Origin of the sequence: Oceanicola granulosus HTCC2516, from assembly GCF_000153305.1 — a bacterium.
GTDB classification, from domain to species: Bacteria; Pseudomonadota; Alphaproteobacteria; order Rhodobacterales; family Rhodobacteraceae; genus Oceanicola; species Oceanicola granulosus.
On record NZ_CH724108.1, the window covers coordinates 596349 to 615704 of the forward strand.

Genomic DNA, 19356 nt, shown 5'->3' on the forward strand with positions numbered 1-19356 from the left:
CCGGCCTACATGTCGGCGCTGCCCGGCCTGCCGTACTGAATCCGACGGCACATGTCGCTTTCCGGGCGGCGGCGGGCGCGGCGGTGGGTGATGCTGGGAGCAGGTCACGGGGAGCCGCACCATGGACGGACAGACCGCCGCGCATCGCCGCCGCAGGGCGGGAGGACACAGCGCCAACGCCCGCAGGCGCGGCACCGGGCTGATCCGGCAGAGCGCCTGGCGCCTCCCCGACAACCGCGACCGCCCCGTCGAGCCGCTCGACGAGGCGGGTGTCGCCGCGATCCACGACGGGGCGATGCGCATCCTCGAGGAGATCGGCGTCGAGTTCCTCAACCCCGAGGCGCTGGCGCTCTTCGCCGAAGCCGGCGCCACCGTCAGCGGCACCAACGTCCGGATGGGGCGCGAGTGGGTGATGGAGATGGTCGCGCGCGCCCCGGCGCGCTTCACCCTCACCCCGCGCAACCCGGCGCGGCAAATCACCGTCGGCGGGCGCACCATCCTGTTCGGCAACGTCAGCTCGCCGCCCAACTACCGCGACCTGACGATGCCCGCCAAGAGCCCCGGCACCCGCGCCCAGTGCGCCGACCTGCTGCGGCTCACGCAGCACTTCAACTGCATCCACTTCGCCGGCGGCTACCCCGTCGAGCCGGTCGACCTGCACCCCTCGACGCGCCACCTCGACGTGCTCCACGACAAGCTCACCCTCACCGACAAGGTCGTCCACGCCTACTCGCTGGGGGCCGAGCGGGTCGACGACGTGCTCGAGATGGTGAAGATCGCCGGCGGGCTGTCGGAGGAGGAGTTCCGCGCCACGCCGCGGATGTACACCAACATCAACTCCACTTCGCCGCTCAAGCACGACGCGCCGATGATCGACGGCTGCCTGCGCTGCATCCGGCGCGGACAGGCGGTGATCGTGACGCCGTTCACGCTGGCGGGCGCGATGGCGCCGGTAACCATGGCGGGCGCGGTGACGCTGTCGATCGCCGAGGCGCTGGCGGCGATCGCGCTGTTCCAGCACGTCGCCCCCGGCGCACCCTGCGTGCTCGGCACCTTCACCTCCAACGTCGACATGAAATCCGGCGCCCCCGCCTTCGGCACCCCCGAATACATGCGTGCCACCCAGATGACCGGCCAGATGGCGCGCTTCTACGGGCTGCCGCTGCGCTCGTCGGGGGTCTGCACGGCCAACGTGCCCGACGGGCAGGCGATGTGGGAGACGTCGAACTCGCTCTGGGCGGCGGTACAGTCGGGGAGCAACATCGTCTACCACGCCGCCGGCTGGCTCGAGGGCGGGCTGATCGCCTCGCCCGAGAAGTTCGTGATGGACTGCGAGGTGGTGCAGATGATCCAGCGGTACATGGAGCCGGGGATCGTCGCCACCGGGCCGGAGGAGATCGCGCTCGAGGCGATCCGCGAGGTGGGCGCTAGCGGGCACTATTTCGGCATCGACCACACCCGCGCACGCTACGAGACGGCCTTCTACGGGCCCATCGTGAGCGACTGGCGCAACTTCGAGGCGTGGCAGCAGGCGGGCGGGGTCTGGACGGCGGAACGGGCGCACGGGGTGTTTCGCCAGATCCTCGCCGATTTCGAGCCGCCGCCGATGGCGGACGACCGGCGCGAGGCGCTCGCCGACTTCGTCGCGCGGCGCAAGCGCGAGGGCGGCGCGCCGACCGACTTCTGAGCTTGCCGCGCGGGCGGGGGAGTGCTGTGCTGCGCCGGGTTTCCGGGAGAGCCGCCATGATCGAACGCCGCGCCACATGTGCCTGCGGGCAACTCAGCGCCACCTGCACCGGCGCGCCGCTGCGCGTCTCGGTGTGCCACTGCTTCGCCTGCAAGCGACGCACCGGCAGCGCCTTCTCGCTCAACGCCCGCTACCCCGAGGCGGCCGTCGTTACCGCCGGCACCAGCCGCAGCTTCGAGCGCAAGGGCGACGCGGGTGGCACCGCCACCAGCCATTTCTGCCCCACCTGCGGCACGACGGTCTGGTACACCAACAGCGGCGCCGCCGGCCTCGTCGCGATCCCCGCCGGCGGCTTCGCGAGCCTCGACGTGCCCGCGCCGACGGTCTCGGTCTACCACGACGACAGCCGCCGCTTCGGCTGGGCCGTCATCGACTGCGACCCGCTCGATCGCATCCCCTGACGCACTTGTCACGGCTGCGTGAGCCGGCAGAAATTTCGCGCGCGCCGCTGAAACTGGACCCGTTTCGCTCCGTGTCTGTAGGCAACCCGCCGGGGATCGGCCCCGGCGGGAACGACAGGAGAGACACATGAAGACGCTTATCGCCGCCGCCGCCCTCTTTGCCGGCACCGCCGCCGTCGCCCAGGATAACCCCACCGTCGGCGGCGCGCCGATGATGGCCGACATGAACATCATCGAGAACGCGGTGAACTCGCCGATCCACACGACGCTCGTCGCCGCCGTGCAGGCCGCCGGCCTCGTCGACACGCTGTCCGGCGCCGGCCCGTTCACCGTCTTCGCGCCCACCGACGACGCCTTCGCCAAGCTCGACCCGGCGGCGATCGAGGAACTGCTCAAGCCCGAGAACGTCGAGCAGCTGCAGCAGATCCTGACCTGCCACGTGGTCGCCGCCGACGCGATGTCGGACGCCATCATGGGCATGATCGCCGACGACAACGGCAACCATCCCGTGCCGACCGTCGGCGGCTGCACCCTGCAGGCGCAGATGGCGGGCGACATGATCACCCTCACCGACGAGAACGGCCGCGTCGCCACCGTCACCATCGCCGACGTCGACCAGTCGAACGGCGTGATCCACGTGATCGACACGGTGCTGCTGCCCGCCGGTCAGGCCGGCTGAACCGGCCGCCGCCGAGGCAGGCGCAGGACAAGAGACGCTGCCGTCGCGACCCGGGTCGCGGCGGCAGTTTCATGTTGCAGGGGCAGTGCCCGTAGGCCGGGCTTCAGCCCGGCACCCGCGCGCGCGCCGGGCTGACGCCCGGCCTACGGGGCGCCCATGGCATCACTTGCGGAAGCGATCCAGGCTGACGACCTCGGCCTCCTTCGGCGCGGCGTCGGGGGTGTCGTCCTCGACCATCTCGTCCATCGGCGCTTCCTCGTCCTCGTCGTCCTCCTCCTGGGTCTCGAAGCGGAGGCCGAACTCGACGGAGGGGTCCACGAAGGTCTTGATCGCGTCGTAGGGGATGTAGAGCGGCTCGGGGCTGTCGCCGAAGTTGAGCGTCACCGAGAAGCCCTCGTCGGTGACCTCCAGCCCGTCGAACCAGTGCTGCATCACCACCGTCATCTCGCCCGGGTAGCGATCGGACAGCCAATCGGCGATCTCGACGTCGGGGTGCATGGTGTCGAAGGTGATGAAGAAGTGGTGATTTCCCGGCAACCCCTCCTCGGCGACGTCCTGCAGCACCTGCTGGATCAGGCCGCGCATGGCCCGGTGCATGAGATTGCCGTAGTCGATGGTTTGCCTCACGGCGGTGCTCCTTCCCGCTGATGCGACTGAGCATAAAGGTTTCAGGGGGAGAGAAAAGGGGGGATCAGGCCGCGATCAGCCCGGTCGCTCCGCCGGCGGCGGCGAGCAGCACCAGCACCTGCCAGAGCGGCCGGTTCAGCCACAGCAGCAACAGCGCCGCAAGCCCGGTGAGCGCCAGCGCGGCGGGCGACAGGGTGGCCGGGTCGGGCGCGAGCAGGTGCAGCGGGCCGAGCGTCACCCGGCCCACCTCGGCGAACAGCAGGTGCGCGGCGAACCAGACCGAGAGGTTGGCGATGACGCCGACGATGGCGGCGGTGATCGCCGCGAGCGCGCCGGCGATGCGGGGCTGGTGTTCGAGCCAGTCGATCAGCGGGGCGCCCGCGAAGATCCAGATGAAGCAGGGCACGAACGTCACCCACAGCACCATCGCCGACGCCGCGAGCGCCAGCGGCGTCCCGCCCGCCGCCGCGCCGGTCAGCTGGCCGACGAACTGAGTGACGAGGATCAGCGGCCCCGGCGTCGTCTCGGCGAGGCCGAGCGCGTCCATCATCTGCTCCGTCGTCAGCCAGCCATGCTGCGCGACGACCTCCTGGGTCATGTAGGCGAGCACCGCGTAGGCGCCGCCGAAGGTGACGACGGCGAGCTTGGAGAAGAACAGGCCGAGCTGGGTCAGCAGCGTCTGCCCGGCCGCCCAGGCCAGCCCCACCGGCGCCGCCCAGAGCAGGCCGCCCAAGCCCAGCACCGCCGCCGTGCGCGCCACCGGCAGCGGCGGCCGCCCCGCGCCGCGCCCGTGCGCCCGCGCCGCGCCCCAGAGCCCGGCGGCCAGCACCACGAGCGGGAACGGCAAGTCGAACAGGAACAGCGCCGCGAAGGCCAGCGCCGCCAGCGCGACGGCGCCCGGCCCCTTCAGCGCGCGCCGCGACAGCCGCAGGATCGCCTGCACCACGATCACCACCACCGCCGCCTTGATCCCCAGGAAGGCCGCCTGCACCTCCGGCACCGCGCCCCAGGCGGCGTAGGCGAAGGCGAGCCCCGAGATGACCACCGCCCCCGGCGCCACGAACAACCCGCCCGCGATCAACCCGCCGGGGATGCCGCGCAGCCGCCAGCCGGCGTAGGTCGCCAGCTGCATCGCCTCGGGCCCGGGCAGCAGCATGCAGAAGCCGAGCGCCCGCAGGAACTGCGCCTCGCCGAGCCAGCCGCGCTCGTCCACCAGCACCCGGTGCATCAGCGCGATCTGCGCGGCCGGGCCGCCGAAGGACAGCAGGCCGATGCGTGCGAAGACGGCGGTGAACCGGGCGAGCGTCATCGCGCGGGGCCTGCGGCGGGACGCCTCCGGCGGGCATATTTGTGGCCAGATGAAGGGGCGCGCGCTCTTGCGCGGCCGGGAGTGCGTGCGGGGGAGGGCGATCGGGCGGGCATGGCGGCATCAAGGCGGGCGGGGCGGCGGTGTCAACGGGCCTTGCCGAAGATGCGGGAGACCTCGCGCAGGATCTTGCGCCGGATCGCCTCCGGGTACTCCCGGTGGCCGCGCGCGGTGATGACGAAGCCGTCGCGGGTGATCAGCGCGCGCCGGTAGAAGGTGGTGACGGCGACGCCCATGCCCTCGATGGCGAGGCCGTTGATGGTCACCTGCTGCCGCTCGGCCCGCGCGGGCAGGCCGCGCACCTCGCCGCCCGCGTTGGCCATGCCGTCGCCCGAGATGTCGACGATCCGCCGCGCGCAGGGCGGCGCCTGCGCCATGTGGGCGAGGGCGAAGGTCAGCGCCTCGGCGGGCGCGGTGTCGGAGAGCCGGAAGGCGCGGCGCATGGCCCGGGCGCGGGCGGCAAAGGCGGCGAGGTCGGCGGGCGTGCGCATGCGGGTCCAGGGCAGGGAGACCGCCTGATCGTCGGGCCCCGACCACTGCACCACCGACAGCGCGACCTGCCCCTCGAGCATCGCCTGGGCGATCTCGGGATCCTCGAGCGCGTCGGCGAGGCCGTCGGTCTGGAGCCGGTACTCGCCGACGTCGATGGAGTTCGACACGTCCATCAGGAGCAGGAGCGCCGTGTCGCAGGCGCGCGCGGGCGCGGCGAGCAGCGCGAGGGCGAGGGCGAGGGACAGCAGCGGGACCATTCCCGCCACTTTCCGCACCGCGGCCGCGGCTGGCAAGTGGCGCGCGGGTGACGCTATGTCAGCCGCGCGCGCGCGCCCCCTGCACGGCGGCGCGGCGGGCGGCTATCATCGGCGGGCGCGGACCGCATTGGCGGACGCAAGTCAGGAAAGGAAGAACGGATGAGCAGACTCATCGGGATCATCGTCGTGGTCGTGATCCTCGCGCTCGGCTACTGGTACTTCTTCACCGACGACGTGGTGGTCGAGGAGCCGGTCGTCGAGGAGGTCGAGGGCGGCGAGGGCGAGGTGGCGGAAGAGGTCGAGGACTGACCAGCCCCACATCACGGGCCGGCTCCGCGCGGCGGGGTCGGCCGATCCTGCAAGGTGGGAAAGTGCAGGCTTCTGTTGCCAGGTGCCTGCGAACCCCGCCTTACGCTGCTAGGCGCAAGGGCTTAAGATTTCGATCTTCGTTACTGCTTAAGCAGCAACGGCGACCGGAGCACGATTGTCGTTGGCAATTATGCTTTACGGACCGATCACGGTGGTACCTCACCGAGACAAAGCTAACCCCTTTAGACGTTCGTCGATCCTGTTTCGGCCCCATGTTCCCCCAACGAAGGTGTATGGTGGAGCCGCCGGGTACCGCCCCCGGGTCCGATCCGCTTATTACGAGCGCGTTTATGTCCATAGTCTCCTGCGAGACACCCGGAATATAGGCGCGCGCCCCGCGCCGCTCAAGCCCCCCGGCCTCTGTTCGGCAAATATCCTCGGGGAGAGCTCGAGAGGGGCGGACAGCCCCTCTCGATGCCGCCGGGTTCGGCTCAGAACCCGGCCTTGATCATCTCGAACGTCTCCGACTGCTTCTGGCGCAGCTCCTGGCTCATGGGCAGCTGGGCGAGCACCGGCGCGTCGATGCTGCCGAGGCCGGCGGCCTCGAGCTCTTCCTCGGAGAACTCGGCGCTGAGCGCGGCGGCGTTGGAGGTGCCGAAGCCCGCGTCGAGCAGCGGCTCGGCGCTCTCCGGGGCGAGGAGAGCGTTGATGTAGTCGTAGGCCTTGTCCTCCGAGCCCGGCGCGTCGGCCATGTTGACGTAGCCGCAGAGCCACAGCGACGAGCCTTCCTCGGGCTCGCGCTGGAAGGCGATCGGGCGGTCTTCCTCGACCATCGCGGGGTAGGTCTCGTTCCAGGCCCAGCTCACCAGCACCTCGCCCGACGACAGCAGCTGCGACAGCTCCGCCGGGTCGGTCCAGTAGGTGCGCAGGTTCGGGTGCACCTCGCGCAGCCAGGCCGAGGCGGCCTCGAACTCGGCGTCGCTCGCCTCGGTCCAGTCGGTCACGCCGGTGGCGAGGTAGGCGAGCGCGTAGGCGTCGTCGACGTTGTCGGGCAGGGTGAGGCGGCCGGCATAGGCCGGGTTCTTGAACACCTCGAGGCTGGCGACGTCCTCCTCGGGCACCTCGTCGGGATTGTAGGCGATGGCGGTCGAGCCGTAGTCGGTCGGGATGAAGTAGGCCTCGGCGTCGCCCGAAGCGACGTCCTCGCCGGTGAGGTCGGAGTTGAGGTCGGCGAAGGCGTCGATCCTGGACGTGTCCCATGGCTCGATGATGCCGCTCTCGATCCACTTCGTCACCGAGCCGGCGCAGATGTGGGTGACGTCGGCCTGGAAGCCGGAGACGAGTTTCTGGAATGCCTCCTCCTCGTCGCCGAAGAAGCTGAAGGTCGGGCTCGCGCCGTGCGCGTCGACATAGGCGGCGTGGTAGGCGGGATCCTCGAAGCCGGGATAGTCGAGCACCGTGAAGTCGCTGTCCTGGGCCGCCGCGCCGCCGGCGAGGCTGGCGAGGGCGGCGCTGCCGAGCAGATGTCTGAGGGTCATGGTTGTCTCCCTGGGTGTAGCTTCGGGAGCCGACGCTAGCATGGGCCGTGGCGGCGGCAAGAGGGAAGCGTGGCGCCGCCGCGGGTGCGGCGGGGCGCGTTTGCCGGTGGCGCAGGGCGCGCGGGCGGTGTTCTATCGGGCGGCGGAAGCACAGCCACGGGAGTGAGAGCATGTTCAGAGCGCTGGTCGTCGAGAAGGACGCGGACGGCGGCACCGGGGCGTCGGTGCGGCAGGTCGAGGAGAGCCGCCTGCCCGAGGGCGACGTCACCGTCGCCGTCGAGTACTCGACGCTGAATTACAAGGACGGCCTCTGCCTCGGCCCCGGCGGCGGGCTGGTGCGCGACTACCCGCACGTGCCGGGGATCGACTTCGCCGGCACCGTGACCGCCAGCGACAGCCCCGACTGGGCGGTGGGCGACAAGGTGATCCTGACCGGCTGGCGTGTCGGCGAAGTCCGTTGGGGCGGCTACGCCGAGACGGCGCGGGTGAGGGGCGAGTGGCTGGTGCCGCTGCCCGGGGGCATGACGACGCGCCAGGCGATGGCGGTGGGCACGGCGGGGCTGACGGCGATGCTCGCGGTGCTGGCGCTCGAGGATCACGGGCTCGCGCCGGGCGACGGCCCGGTGCTGGTGACGGGGGCGTCGGGCGGGGTCGGCTCGGTGGCGACGGCGCTGCTCGCCGCGGCGGGCCACGAGGTCGCCGCGGTGACGGGGCGTCCGGAGAACGACGACTACCTGCGCGGCCTCGGCGCCGGCGAGATCGTGCCGCGCGCGGAGCTCGCCGAGACCGTCAAGCGGCCGCTCGAGAGCGAGCGCTGGGCGGGCTGCATCGACGCGGTGGGCGGCGCGATGCTCGCGCGGGTGCTCGGGCAGATGAGGTACGGCGCCTCCGTGGCGGCGGTCGGCCTCGCCGGCGGCGCGGCGCTGCCGGCGACGGTGATCCCGTTCCTGCTGCGCGGTGTGAACCTGCTCGGCATCGACAGCGTGATGCAGCCGCGCGCTGCCCGGGAGCGGGCCTGGACCCGCATCGCGGCGGAGTTGCCGTTCGACCGGCTCGAGGAGATGGTCGTTCCCGCCACGCTCGAGGATCTTCCCCGCCTCGGCGCCGAGATCCTGCAGGGCGGCGTGCGCGGCCGGGTCGTGGTCGACGTGACGGGCTGACGGCGCGGGCCTCGGCAGGCGGGGCCGGGCTGAAGCCCGGCCTACGGGGGGCAGTCGGCGTCGCAGCGCGGTGAAAATCGGTCGCGGGCGGTTTCCCCGGGGCGCGCGGTGCTGCTAGGCTTCCCTCACGGCAGGCGCGGCAGGTGCCGGGCCCGGGGTGGAAAATGCGCGACGGGGGCGGTACTCCGTCGGCTTTCCAGTGCGTTAACGCGGCGCTCGCCGCCGCCGGGCCCATCCGTCCGGCCAGCACGGGCAGAGCTGCAACAACAAGGAGTGGCGACAGTGACTGAAACCACCAGCCAAGGCATACCAGCGCCCGAGGGCGATGCCGCGGTGATCGACACCGAATACGAGATCGGCCAGGACAACATCGAGAGGAAGATCGGGCCGTTCGGCTTCGACATCCACAACCCGGTGTTCCTCGTCTCGGGGCTGTCGATCATCGCGTTCGTCATCTACGCGCTGGCCTTTCCCGGCCAGGCGGAGGGTGTCTTCGCCGACATCTTCTCCTTCGTGACCAAGGGGTTCGACTGGTTCTTCCTCGGGTCGGCCAACATCTTCGTGCTGTTCTGCATCGCGCTGATCGTCCTGCCCGTGGGCAAGGTGCGGCTCGGCGGGGCGGAGGCGACGCCGGACTACACCTACACCGGCTGGTTCGCGATGCTGTTCGCCGCCGGCATGGGCATCGGCCTGATGTTCTACGGCGTGTCCGAGCCGCTGACGCACTACTCGACCGCGGCGGGCGGCACCACCTACAGCGTCAGCTTCACCGGCGAGGATCCGGGCGAGGGCGCGTTCCCCGAGGGCTTCGGCAGCCGCGAGGAGTTCGACGCCGCGACCGGGCTGACCGCGCCCGACCGAGCCGCGCTCGACGCGGCCATCGCCTCGAGCGTGCCCGAGGCGGCGCGCGACGCGTTCATCGCCTCCGAGACCCGGACCGACTGGTCGCCGCTCGGCGCCTCGTCGGACGACGAACAGGAAGCGGTGCGCCTCGGCATGGCGGCGACGATCTTCCACTGGGGCCTGCACCCCTGGGCGATCTACGCCGTGGTGGCGCTGGCGCTGGCGCTGTTCAGCTACAACAAGGGCCTGCCGCTCTCGATCCGCTCGGCGTTCTACCCGATCCTCGGCGAGCGCGTCTGGGGCTGGTGGGGCCACGTCATCGACATCCTCGCCGTCTTCGCGACGCTGTTCGGCCTGGCCACCTCGCTCGGCCTCGGCGCGACGCAGGCGAGCGCGGGGCTCAACGAGCTGTTCGGCATTCCGATGGGGCGCACGACGGAGGTGGTGCTGATCTGCGCGATCACCGCGGTGGCGCTGGTCTCGGTGCTGCGCGGGCTCGACGGCGGCGTGAAGAAGCTCTCGGAGATCAACATGGGGCTCGCGCTCCTGCTGCTGCTCTTCGTGCTGATCGCCGGGCCGACGCTGGCGCTGCTCACCGGCTTCGCCGACTCGCTGATCGCCTACGGCCAGTACCTGCCGGCGCTCTCCAACCCGGTCGGCCGCGAGGACGTCAACTTCACTCAGGGCTGGACCAGCTTCTACTGGGCCTGGTGGATCTCCTGGTCGCCCTTCGTGGGCATGTTCATCGCCCGCGTCAGCCGCGGCCGCACGGTGCGCGAGTTCGTCACCTGCGTGCTGCTCATCCCCTCGCTGGTCTGCGTGTTCTGGATGACGGTCTTCGGCGGCACCGCGATCGACCAGGTGCTCAACGAGGGCTACACCGCCGCGCAGGACGCGCCGCTCGAGCTGCAGCTGTTCAAGATGCTCGACGGGCTGCCGCTGGCGGCGATCACCTCCTTCATCGGCATCGTGCTGGTCATCGTGTTCTTCGTGACCTCGTCGGATTCCGGCTCGCTCGTGATCGACACGATCACCGCGGGCGGCAAGATCGACGCGCCGGTGCCGCAGCGGGTGTTCTGGTGCATCTTCGAGGGGCTGGTGGCCGTGGTGCTGCTGGTCGGCGGCGGTCTCGGCGCGCTGCAGGCGATGGTGATCTCCACCGGACTTCCGTTCACGCTGGTGCTGCTGGTGATGTGCTTCGCCATCTGGCGCGGCCTGCGGGCCGAGCCGCGCTGAGGCACGGCGCGGTCTGATGGAGAGGGCGGCGCGCCGGGCCGGGCGCGCCGCCCTTTTTCGTGCCGGGGGAGCCTCCGGCGGGGATATTTGCAGGACAGAGGTGACTGGACCGGCGCGCCGGAGGGCTAGGTTCTGGCGCTGCAGGCAGCGGGAGGCGGTATGGCGGCAGAGGCGATCCTGGTCTGGGTGCGGCGGGAGTTGCGGCTGGGCGATCATCCGGCGCTGGCGGAGGCGGCGGCGACGGGGCGGCCGGTGGTGCCGGTCTTCCTGTGCGACGAGACGGTCGAGGCGCGGGGCGCGGCGGCGCAGTGGCGGCTGGGGCTCGGGGTCGCGGCGTTCGCCGAGGCGCTGGCGGGCGCGGGATCGCGGCTGGTGTTGCGGCGCGGCGGAGCGGCGGCGGCGCTGGTCGCGCTGGCGCGCGAGGCGGAGGCGGGGGAGGTCTGGTGGAGCCGGGCCCACGAGCCTGTGGCGGCCGCGCTCGAGCGCGACGTGGCCGGGGCGCTGGCGGCGGAGGGCATCGGCACGCGGGCCTTCGAGGGGCACGTGCTGTTCCCGCCCGAGAGCGTCGCGACGAAGACGGGGGGCTATTACAAGGTCTATACCCCGTTCTGGAAGTCGGTGCGCGACCGCGACGTGGGCACGCCGCTGCCGCCGCCGAAGCGGCTCACCGCGCCCGGGCGGTGGCCCGAAAGCGAGCGGCTCGAGGCGTGGGGCCTCGGGGCGGAGATGCGGCGCGGCGCGGACGTGGTGGCGGAGCACGTGGTCGTCGGCGAGGCGGCGGCGGCGCGGCGGCTGGAGCGGTTCGTCGAGGAGCGGCTCGCGGACTACCCGCAGGCGCGCAACCGGTTCGACGTGGAGGGCACGTCGGGGCTGTCGGAGAACCTCGCCGTGGGCGAGATTTCGGCGCGCAGCTGCTGGCAAGCCGGGCTGATGGCGCGCGACGCGGGCAACCCGGGGGCGGAGACGTTCCTGAAGGAGGTGGCGTGGCGCGACTTCGCCTACCACCTGCTGCACCACACGCCACGCCTCGCCACCGACAACTGGCGGCCCGAATGGGCGGCCTTCCCGTGGAACACCGACGAGGACGCGCCCGAGGTGGTCGCGTGGCAGCGGGGGCGCACCGGGGTGGCGCTGGTGGATGCGGCGATGCGGGAGATGTACGTCACCGGGCGGATGCACAATCGCGGCCGGATGATCGTCGGCTCCTACCTCACCAAGCACCTGCTCAGCCACTGGCGCATCGGGCAGCGCTGGTTCGACGCGCACCTGACGGACTGGGACCCGGCCAACAACGCGCTCGGCTGGCAGTGGGTGGCCGGGTCGGGGCCGGACGCCTCGCCGTTCTTCCGGGTCTTCAACCCCGACGGGCAGGCCGAAAAGTTCGACCCCGACGGCGCCTACCGCCGCAAGTGGGTCGCCGAGGGGCAGGACGATCCGCCCGCGACGGCGCTGGCCTACTTCGCGGCGATCCCGCGAAAGTGGTCCATGTCGGCGGATGATCCGTATCCCCAACCTGTGGTCGGCCTCGCCGAGGGGCGGGCGCGGGCGCTGGCGGCCTACAAGGGGCGGCAGGACGCGGACGCGGCGGGCGGGTGACAAGCCGCGCCGGGCCGGTAGGATCGGCGGCGACGGAGAGCAGGGAGTGACACGGGGACGATGGGGATGATCCTGACGACGACCGAGGGGCAGCGGAACCTGCCGCGCTACTTCGCACGCGTGTTCGAGGTCGCGCAGCGGCTCGACCACGGGCGCATCGACATGCACCTGCCCGACGGCCGCGTCTTCCGCGCCGAGGGCCGCCGCCCGGGGCCCGTCGCCGAGGCGCACATCCACGATCCCGAGACCTTCGCGCGGGTGGTGCGCGAGGGCGACGTCGGTTTCTGTGAGGCCTACATGGACGGCTGGTGGAGCACCCCCGACCTGCTCGCGGTGTTCGACCTGCTCAGCAAGGACAATTACGCGCTCTACGACGGCTACCCGGCGATGCGGCTGGTCAAGGCGTGGGAGCGGCTGCGCTTCTGGATGCAGCGCAACACCAAGCGGCAGGCGCGCCGCAACATCTCGGCGCACTACGATCTGGGCAACGCCTTCTACGGGCTGTGGCTCGACGACACGATGACCTACTCGAGCGCCCTGTTCGAGACCGGGCAGGAGAGCCTCGAGGCGGCGCAGATCAGGAAGTACGCCTCGATGGTCGACCAGATGGGCGCCAAGCCGGGCGATCACGTGCTGGAGATCGGCTGCGGCTGGGGCGGGTTCGCCGAGTACGCCGCCCGCGAGCGCGGGCTGAAGGTCACCGGCCTGACGATCAGCCGCGAGCAGTACGACTACGCCGTCGAGCGCATCCGCAAGGCGGGGCTCGAGGGGCAGGTGGAGTTCCGGCTGCAGGATTACCGCGACGAGCGGGGCAGCTACGACGGCATCGCCTCGATCGAGATGTTCGAGGCGGTGGGCGAGCAATATTGGCCGGTCTACTTCCAGACCCTGCGCGAGCGGCTCAAGCCCGGGCGGCAGGCGACGCTGCAGATCATCACCGTCCCCGACGAGCGCTGGGAGATCTACCGCAAGGGGGTCGACTTCATCCAGAAGTACATCTTCCCCGGCGGCATGCTGCCATCGCCGAAGCGGCTCGCCGAGGAGATCGAGGCGGCGGGGCTGGCGCTGAGCCACCGCATCGAGTTCGGCGAGAGCTACTCGCTGACCCTGCGGCGCTGGCACGAGACGTTCAACGACCGCTGGGACGAGATCCAGCGGCTCGGTTTCGACGAGCGTTTCCGGCGGATGTGGAATGTCTACCTCACCTCTTGCGCGGCGACCTTCCATGGGCACAATTGCGACGTGACGCAGATCACGGTGGCGCGCCCGGCCTGAACGAGGCGGCCCCGGACCCGAGCAGGAGGCGCCATGCCCACCTTCGCCCGCCTCGTGGCGGCCATTCTCTTCGGCTGCCTCGCGTGGTTCGTCTCCGAGACGATGATCGAGCCGATGTTCCCGGAGGATTTCGTGACCGGCTGGTTCGCCGAGGTCAACGCCGCCGTCGGGGTGCTCTGCGGCTGGATCATCATGGGCAAGCGCGCGGGCGACGGCGTCGTCGCGGCGACGGGGATCGGGTTCACCACGGCGCTGATGATGGTGTTCTGGGCGCTGTTCGTACACAGCTTCAACGACATGCTGGGCCGCTCGCTGCGCAAGGAATACGATGGCCCCGTCGAGGCGCTGGTGGCGGTGTTCGAGTTGGGGGTGGAGCACCTGGCGTTCATGTCGACGCTCGAGGTCTGGGCGGCGATCCTCGTCGGCGGGATCGCGGCCGGGGTCGTGACCGAGTATGCCAGCCGCGTGGCGCGCTGAGGAATGGCGCTCTTCGTCTACGGGACCCTGCGGCACAAGCCGCTGCTCGCCACGTTGCTCGGCCGTGACCCGGACACGCTCGACCTGACGCCGGCGCGGCTGCCGGGGTGGCGGGCGCGCGCGGTGGCGGGGCACGACTTCCCGGTGCTGGTGCCGGGCGAGGGGGCGGCCGAGGGGCTGCTGTTCGAGCCCGACGCCGAGGCGCGGGCGCGGCTCGACTTCTACGAGGGCGGCTATGCCTACGGCTGCCGGCGGCTCGACGTCGAGACGGCCGACGGTCCGGTGACCGCCGACGTCTACGTGCCCGAGCCGGGGCGCTGGCCCGAGGCGGGCGACTGGTCGCTCGACGATTGGGCCGAGCGCTGGGGCGACGTGATGCGGTTCGTGGCCGAGGAGGTCATGGAGCGGCGCGCGGCGGGGCAGACGCCGGAGCAGGTGGCGCGGGTCTTCACCGCGATCCGGGCGCGGGCGTGGATCCGGGCGCGGCTGGTGCAGCCCGCGCCCACGGCGCTGCGGAGCGCCGCGCACCCGGCCGAGATCACCGGCTTCGGGCAGGGCTTCGACGGCTTCTTCCGGCTGCGCACCTTCACCATGCGGCAGGCCCGCTTCGACGGCGGCGCGGCCGCGGAGATCAGCCGCGAGTGCTTCGTGTCGTTCGATGCCGCGCTGATCCTGCCCTACGATCCGGCGAGCGACTGCGTGCTGCTCGTCGAGCAGATGCGCATCGGCGCGCTGATCCGCAACGACCCGCACCCGATCCTGCTCGAGCCGGTCGCCGGGCTGATCGACGCCGGCGAGAGCCCGGCGGAGGCGGCGGTGCGCGAGGCGATGGAGGAATCCGGCATCACCATCCGCGCGGTCGAGCCGATCGCCGGGGTCTATGCCAGCCCGGGCTACAACACCGACTACTTCCACTGCTTCCTCGGCCTCGCCGACCTCGCCGGCGCCGACAAGCGGCTCGGCGGCGCGCCCGAGGAGCACGAGGACATCCGCAGCCACGTCCTGCCGCTCGACGACGCGCTGGCGCTGATCGACAGCGGCGAGATCAACGTCGCGCCGCTGGCGATGATGCTCCTGTGGCTCGCACGACACCGCGAGCGGCTGCGCGGCTCCGCTTGAGTTCACCGGCGGGGCTGCCTAAACCGAGGGCCGCACGCCTCAGAGGAGCGACCCCATGCAGTTCAAGTCCGATCTCGCCGACGCGGTAGGCAACACCCCCCTGATCAAGCTCCGGAAGGCGTCGGAAGAGACCGGCTGCACCATCCTCGGCAAGTGCGAGTTCCTCAACCCCGGCCAGTCCGTCAAGGACCGCGCCGCGCTCTACATCATCCGCGACGCGGTCGAACGCGGCGAGCTCAAGCCCGGCGGCACCATCGTCGAGGGCACGGCGGGCAACACCGGCATCGGGCTGGCGCTGGTGGGGGCGTCGATGGGCTTTCGCACCGTCATCGTGATCCCCGAGACCCAGAGCCAGGAAAAGAAGGACATGATCCGCCTCGCGGGCGCACAGCTGGTGCAGGTGCCGGCGGTTCCCTACCGCAACCCCAACAACTACGTCCGCTATTCCGGCCGCCTCGCCGAGGAGCTGCGCCGCACCACCGAGGCCGGGGTGATCTGGGCCAACCAGTTCGACAACACCGCCAACCGCCAGGCCCATGTCGAGGGCACCGCGCCCGAGATCTGGGAGCAGACCGACGGCAAGGTCGACGGCTTCGTCTGCGCCGTCGGCACCGGCGGCACGCTGGCCGGCGTCGGCATGGCGCTGCAGCCCAAGGGGGTGAAGGTCGCGCTCGCCGATCCCGGCGGCTCGGCGGTGTTCGACCTGCTGCAGAATGGCGAGGCCAAGGCCGAGGGCACCTCGATCACCGAGGGCATCGGCAACGGCCGCATCACCGCCAACCTCGAGGGCTTCACCCCCGACATGGCCTACAAGATCTCCGACGAGGAGGCGCTGCCGATCGTCTACGACCTGCTCGAGCAGGAGGGCCTCTGCCTCGGCGGCTCGTCGGGCATCAACGTCGCCGGCGCGATCCGGATGGCGAAGGAGCTCGGCCCCGGCCACACCATCGTCACCGTGCTGTGCGACTACGGCAACCGCTACCAGTCCAAGCTGTTCAACCCCGACTTCCTCAAGTCGAAGGACCTGCCCGTGCCGCGCTGGCTCGAGCATGGCCCGACGTCGATCCCGGGCGTGTTCGAGGACGTATGACCGCCGCCATGGCCGGTTTCTCCCGTCGCTGGGCGGCGCTCGTCGCCTGGCTCGCCCTGTCGCTGACCCTGCTCGCGGGCGCCGCGGCGGCGCAGAGCCTCGCGCCCGACTACGAGGCGTGGGAAAGCGTCGCGGTGCGCGCCGAGGAGGCGGTGGAGACGGGCGGGGCCTCCACCTTCGCCTTCGAGCGGCTGCGCGCCGAGCTCGCCGGGTGGCGCGACGACTTCCTCGACGCGCAAGCGATAAACGCCGCGCGCATCGACACCGTCGAGTCCCAGCTCGCGGCACTGGGCGAGCCGCCCGGCGAGGACGAGCCGGCCGAGGAGCCGCGTATCGCCGAGCGCCGCCGGGCGCTGCAGGCGCAGCTCGGCGAGCTGCGCGCCCCGGTCCAGCTCGCACAGGAGGCCCATACCCGCGCCACCGGGCTGATCGGCGAGATCGACGCCACCGTGCGCGCCCGCCAGGCCCGCTCGCTCGGCGCGCAGGGGCCGCTGCCGCTCAACCCGGCGAACTGGCCCGAGGCGGCGGGTGCGGTGCAGGACGGCGTCACCGAGCTGGTCGCCGAGGTGAGCACCGGCCTCGACAGCGACGCCCGCCGCCAGACCCTGCGCCGCGAGCTGCCGGCGATTCTCGTGTTCCTGCTGCTCGCCTTCGTGCTGCTCGCGCGCGGCCAGATCTGGGTGCGCCGGCTGGCGCGGCGGGTGTCGCGGCCGGGGACGCGCAAGGCGTCGGTGCTGTCGTTCTTCGTCTCGCTCGGGCTGATCGCGGTGCCCTTCGCGGGCCTGCTGGCGCTGTTCGCGGCCGCCACGGCGACCACCCTCACCGGACTGCGCGGCGACGCGGTGCTCGCCGCGCTGCCGCTCGGCGGGCTCGTGGTGCTGCTCGCCCACTGGCTCGCCGAGCGCTACTTCCCCGACGGCGAGGGCCGCACCGGCCCGCTCGACCTGGCCGAGGCCACCCGCCGCCAGGCGCACTGGCTGACGACGCTGCTGGGATGGATCGTCGGGCTGACGCTGATCGGGCGCAACTTCCTGCTGGTCAACGACACCAGCACCGCCGCCTACGCGGTGCTGATGTTCCCCGTCGCCGTCGCGCTGGGGCTGATCCTGTTCCAGTTCGGCCGGCTCCTCGCCGGCGCGGCGCAGGCCGAGGGCGAGGAGCCGGGCACGACCCAGTTCCGCGGCCGGATCGTCGTGGTGCTGGGGCGGCTCGTCACCATCGTCGGCGTCGTCGGGCCGCTGCTCGCCGCCTTCGGCTTCGACACCGCCGCGTGGGAGCTTCTGCGCTCCACCGCCTACAGCCTCGCGGTGCTCGGCCTGGTGGTGCTGCTGCAGCGGCTGGTGTTCGACATCTACGTGCTCATCGTCGGCAGCGAGACCGCCGCCGACAGCGCGCTGCTGCCGGTGCTGCTGGCGCTCGGGCTGATCCTCGTGGCGCTGCCGCTGCTGGCGCTGATCTGGGGCGCGCGGGTGGCCGACCTCACCGAGATCTGGACCCGCTTCCGCACCGGCTTCTCCATCGGCGACTCGCGCCTGTCGCCGACCACGATCCTGACGCTGCTGCTCGTCTTCACCATCGGCTACATGGCCACCCGCGCGGTGCAGGGCGCGCTGCGCAGCATGATCCTTCCGCGCACTCGGCTCGACGCGGGCGGGCAGGACGCGGCCGTCTCGGGGATCGGCTATGTCGGCATCATCGTCGCCGCGCTGGTGGCGATCACCTCGGCCGGGATCGATCTCTCCAACCTCGCGCTGATCGCCGGTGCGCTCACCGTCGGGATTTCGTTCGGCCTGCAGAACATCGTGTCGAACTTCGTCAGCGGCATCATCCTGCTGATCGAGCGGCCGATCAGCCAGGGCGACTGGATCCAGGTCGGCGACGAGATGGGCTACGTGCGCGACATCTCGATCCGCTCGACCCGGATCGAGACCTTCGACCGCACCGACGTGATCGTGCCGAACTCCGACCTCGTCTCGGGCAAGGTCACCAACTGGACCCGCGGCAACTCGGTGGGACGGATCATCCTGCCGATCGGCGTCGCCTACGGCACCGACACCCAGAAGGTCTCGGACGTGCTGCTCAACATCGCCCGCGCGCACCCGATGGTGCTGCACAATCCCGAGCCCTACGTGCTGTTCCACGGCTTCGGCGACAACTCGATGAACTTCGAGATCCGTGCCATCCTGCGCGACGTGAACTGGATCCTGTCGGTGCAGACCGAGATGAACCACGCCATCGCCAAGCGCTTCGCCGAGGAGGGGATCGAGATTCCGTTCCCGCAGCGCGACCTCTGGGTGCGCAACCCCGAGGCGCTGCGGGGCGGCGGCGAGACCGGCGGCCGCTCGACGCAGGGCCAGTCGGGCGACTGGCAGGCGGCGCTGAAGGGCGAGCGGCCCGACGTGATCAGGGGGGAGGAAGGATGAGCGAGCTGCTGTTTCTCGAGGACGCCTACCTGCGCGACGCCGACGCCGAGGTGACCGCGCTGACCGAGGAGGGCGGGGTGGTGCTGGACCGGACCATCTTCTACGCCACCGGCGGCGGCCAGCCCGGCGACAGCGGCCGGCTCTCCTGGGACGGCGGCGCGATCGAGATCGCGACGACGGTGAAGGGCGCGGACGGCGACGTGGTGCTCGTCCCCGCCGAGCCCGCGCCGCTGCCGCCCGCGGGGGCGCGGGTGCGCCAGGAGCTGGACTGGGAGCGCCGCCACCGGCACATGCGCGTCCACACGGCGCTGCACCTGCTGTCGGTCGCCATCCCGCTGCCCGTCACCGGCGGCAGCATCACCGCCGAGAAGGGCCGGCTCGACTTCGACATGCCCGACGCCCCCGCCCGCGACGGCATCGAGGCGGCGCTGGCCCGGATGGTGGCGGCCGACCTGCCGGTGAGCGCCGAGTGGATCACCGAGGGCGAGCTCGACGCCCGCCCCGACCTGGTCAAGACCCTGCGCGTCCAGCCCCCGCGCGGCACCGGCCGGGTGCGGCTGGTGCGGATCGGGCAGGGGGCGGACACGCTCGACCTGCAGCCCTGCGGCGGCACCCACGTCGCCTCCACGGGTGAGATCGGCGCGCTGCGGCTCGGCAAGGTCGAGAAGAAGGGCCGCCAGAACCGACGCGTGAGCCTGTTGCTCGATTGAGCCGGTGTCGC

General features: G+C 71.5%; 17 protein-coding genes and 1 other RNA gene. 13 read left to right on the forward strand and 5 right to left on the reverse strand.

Features of this window, described 5'->3' with window-relative positions; all coding sequences use genetic code 11:
• Positions 1–121: 121 nt before the first annotated feature.
• The 3 genes from OG2516_RS15010 to OG2516_RS15020 all read left to right on the forward strand — a co-directional run bounded on the left by OG2516_RS15010 (position 122) and on the right by OG2516_RS15020 (position 2827).
• The gene (locus OG2516_RS15010; RefSeq protein WP_007256560.1) at positions 122–1687 is read left to right on the forward strand and encodes a trimethylamine methyltransferase family protein; all 1566 of its coding nucleotides are present in this window, start codon (positions 122–124) and stop codon (positions 1685–1687) included.
• A gap of 56 nt (positions 1688–1743) precedes the next feature.
• Positions 1744–2148: a GFA family protein gene (locus OG2516_RS15015; RefSeq protein WP_007256561.1), complete on the forward strand. Its 405-nt coding sequence runs from the start codon at positions 1744–1746 to the stop codon at positions 2146–2148.
• Between the two features lie 127 nt (positions 2149–2275).
• On the forward strand, positions 2276–2827 hold the full coding sequence (locus OG2516_RS15020; protein WP_007256562.1) for a fasciclin domain-containing protein: 552 nt from the start codon (positions 2276–2278) through the stop codon (positions 2825–2827).
• Between the two features lie 162 nt (positions 2828–2989).
• On the opposite strand, the gene OG2516_RS15025 is transcribed toward OG2516_RS15020, so the two are convergent.
• The 3 genes from OG2516_RS15025 to OG2516_RS15035 all read right to left on the reverse strand — a co-directional run bounded on the left by OG2516_RS15025 (position 2990) and on the right by OG2516_RS15035 (position 5569).
• Entirely contained in the window at positions 2990–3454 is a 465-nt protein-coding gene (locus OG2516_RS15025) for an SspB family protein (protein ID WP_007256563.1), read from the reverse strand.
• 64 nt (positions 3455–3518) lie between these two features.
• Complete coding sequence (chrA, locus tag OG2516_RS15030) at positions 3519–4763, reverse strand: chromate efflux transporter (RefSeq protein WP_007256564.1); 1245 nt, start codon at positions 4761–4763, stop codon at positions 3519–3521.
• Between the two features lie 143 nt (positions 4764–4906).
• A complete protein-coding gene (locus OG2516_RS15035) occupies positions 4907–5569 on the reverse strand; it encodes a DUF1194 domain-containing protein (RefSeq protein ID WP_007256565.1) in 663 nt (220 codons plus the stop codon).
• 159 nt (positions 5570–5728) lie between these two features.
• On the opposite strand from OG2516_RS15035, the gene OG2516_RS20030 reads away from it, so the two are divergent.
• Complete coding sequence (locus OG2516_RS20030; RefSeq protein WP_007256566.1) at positions 5729–5878, forward strand: hypothetical protein; 150 nt, start codon at positions 5729–5731, stop codon at positions 5876–5878.
• Positions 5879–5939: 61 nt separating this feature from the next.
• On the opposite strand, the gene ssrA is transcribed toward OG2516_RS20030, so the two are convergent.
• Positions 5940–6290: a transfer-messenger RNA gene (ssrA, locus tag OG2516_RS19720) on the reverse strand.
• Between the two features lie 79 nt (positions 6291–6369).
• Positions 6370–7416 (reverse strand): extracellular solute-binding protein, encoded by a 1047-nt coding sequence (locus OG2516_RS15040; protein WP_007256567.1) that lies wholly within the window; start codon positions 7414–7416, stop codon positions 6370–6372.
• A gap of 170 nt (positions 7417–7586) precedes the next feature.
• Between OG2516_RS15040 and OG2516_RS15045 the strand changes: the two genes are divergently transcribed.
• From OG2516_RS15045 to OG2516_RS15085, 9 genes are all read left to right on the forward strand, one after another.
• On the forward strand, positions 7587–8576 hold the full coding sequence (locus tag OG2516_RS15045; RefSeq protein WP_007256568.1) for an MDR family oxidoreductase: 990 nt from the start codon (positions 7587–7589) through the stop codon (positions 8574–8576).
• Between the two features lie 282 nt (positions 8577–8858).
• Positions 8859–10655 carry a BCCT family transporter gene (locus OG2516_RS20795; protein ID WP_040615914.1) on the forward strand — a complete coding sequence of 599 codons (1797 nt, stop codon included), beginning with the start codon at positions 8859–8861 and terminating at the stop codon, positions 10653–10655.
• A 159-nt stretch (positions 10656–10814) separates the two neighbouring features.
• Entirely contained in the window at positions 10815–12251 is a 1437-nt protein-coding gene (locus tag OG2516_RS15055) for a cryptochrome/photolyase family protein (protein ID WP_007256570.1), read from the forward strand.
• 66 nt (positions 12252–12317) lie between these two features.
• Positions 12318–13526 carry an SAM-dependent methyltransferase gene (locus OG2516_RS15060; protein WP_007256571.1) on the forward strand — a complete coding sequence of 403 codons (1209 nt, stop codon included), beginning with the start codon at positions 12318–12320 and terminating at the stop codon, positions 13524–13526.
• A 33-nt stretch (positions 13527–13559) separates the two neighbouring features.
• Positions 13560–14003: a TrgA family protein gene (locus tag OG2516_RS15065; RefSeq protein WP_007256572.1), complete on the forward strand. Its 444-nt coding sequence runs from the start codon at positions 13560–13562 to the stop codon at positions 14001–14003.
• A 3-nt stretch (positions 14004–14006) separates the two neighbouring features.
• Entirely contained in the window at positions 14007–15122 is a 1116-nt protein-coding gene (locus OG2516_RS15070; protein ID WP_007256573.1) for a gamma-glutamylcyclotransferase, read from the forward strand.
• Between the two features lie 55 nt (positions 15123–15177).
• Entirely contained in the window at positions 15178–16212 is a 1035-nt protein-coding gene (locus tag OG2516_RS15075) for a cysteine synthase A (RefSeq protein WP_007256574.1), read from the forward strand.
• 8 nt (positions 16213–16220) lie between these two features.
• Positions 16221–18635, forward strand: a complete 2415-nt coding sequence (locus tag OG2516_RS15080) for a DUF3772 domain-containing protein (protein ID WP_192808386.1) — start codon at positions 16221–16223, stop codon at positions 18633–18635.
• Positions 18632–19345 (forward strand): alanyl-tRNA editing protein, encoded by a 714-nt coding sequence (locus OG2516_RS15085; RefSeq protein WP_007256576.1) that lies wholly within the window; start codon positions 18632–18634, stop codon positions 19343–19345. Before OG2516_RS15080 ends, OG2516_RS15085 begins: the two co-directional genes overlap by 4 nt.
• Positions 19346–19356 lie beyond the last annotated feature (11 nt).

What these genes read in the sequence shown, in the direction of transcription:
- OG2516_RS15010 (WP_007256560.1), top strand. Translation starts at nt 122, where the DNA reads ATGGACGGACAGACCGCCGCGCATCGCCGCCGCAGGGCGGGAGGACAC.
- OG2516_RS15015 (WP_007256561.1), top strand. Translation starts at nt 1,744, where the DNA reads ATGATCGAACGCCGCGCCACATGTGCCTGCGGGCAACTCAGCGCCACC.
- OG2516_RS15020 (WP_007256562.1), top strand. Translation starts at nt 2,276, where the DNA reads ATGAAGACGCTTATCGCCGCCGCCGCCCTCTTTGCCGGCACCGCCGCC.
- chrA (WP_007256564.1), bottom strand. Translation starts at nt 4,763, where the DNA reads ATGACGCTCGCCCGGTTCACCGCCGTCTTCGCACGCATCGGCCTGCTG.
- OG2516_RS15035 (WP_007256565.1), bottom strand. Translation starts at nt 5,569, where the DNA reads ATGGTCCCGCTGCTGTCCCTCGCCCTCGCCCTCGCGCTGCTCGCCGCG.
- OG2516_RS20030 (WP_007256566.1), top strand. Translation starts at nt 5,729, where the DNA reads ATGAGCAGACTCATCGGGATCATCGTCGTGGTCGTGATCCTCGCGCTC.
- OG2516_RS15040 (WP_007256567.1), bottom strand. Translation starts at nt 7,416, where the DNA reads ATGACCCTCAGACATCTGCTCGGCAGCGCCGCCCTCGCCAGCCTCGCC.
- OG2516_RS15045 (WP_007256568.1), top strand. Translation starts at nt 7,587, where the DNA reads ATGTTCAGAGCGCTGGTCGTCGAGAAGGACGCGGACGGCGGCACCGGG.
- OG2516_RS15055 (WP_007256570.1), top strand. Translation starts at nt 10,815, where the DNA reads ATGGCGGCAGAGGCGATCCTGGTCTGGGTGCGGCGGGAGTTGCGGCTG.
- OG2516_RS15060 (WP_007256571.1), top strand. Translation starts at nt 12,318, where the DNA reads ATGATCCTGACGACGACCGAGGGGCAGCGGAACCTGCCGCGCTACTTC.
- OG2516_RS15065 (WP_007256572.1), top strand. Translation starts at nt 13,560, where the DNA reads ATGCCCACCTTCGCCCGCCTCGTGGCGGCCATTCTCTTCGGCTGCCTC.
- OG2516_RS15070 (WP_007256573.1), top strand. Translation starts at nt 14,007, where the DNA reads ATGGCGCTCTTCGTCTACGGGACCCTGCGGCACAAGCCGCTGCTCGCC.
- OG2516_RS15075 (WP_007256574.1), top strand. Translation starts at nt 15,178, where the DNA reads ATGCAGTTCAAGTCCGATCTCGCCGACGCGGTAGGCAACACCCCCCTG.
- OG2516_RS15080 (WP_192808386.1), top strand. Translation starts at nt 16,221, where the DNA reads ATGGCCGGTTTCTCCCGTCGCTGGGCGGCGCTCGTCGCCTGGCTCGCC.
- OG2516_RS15085 (WP_007256576.1), top strand. Translation starts at nt 18,632, where the DNA reads ATGAGCGAGCTGCTGTTTCTCGAGGACGCCTACCTGCGCGACGCCGAC.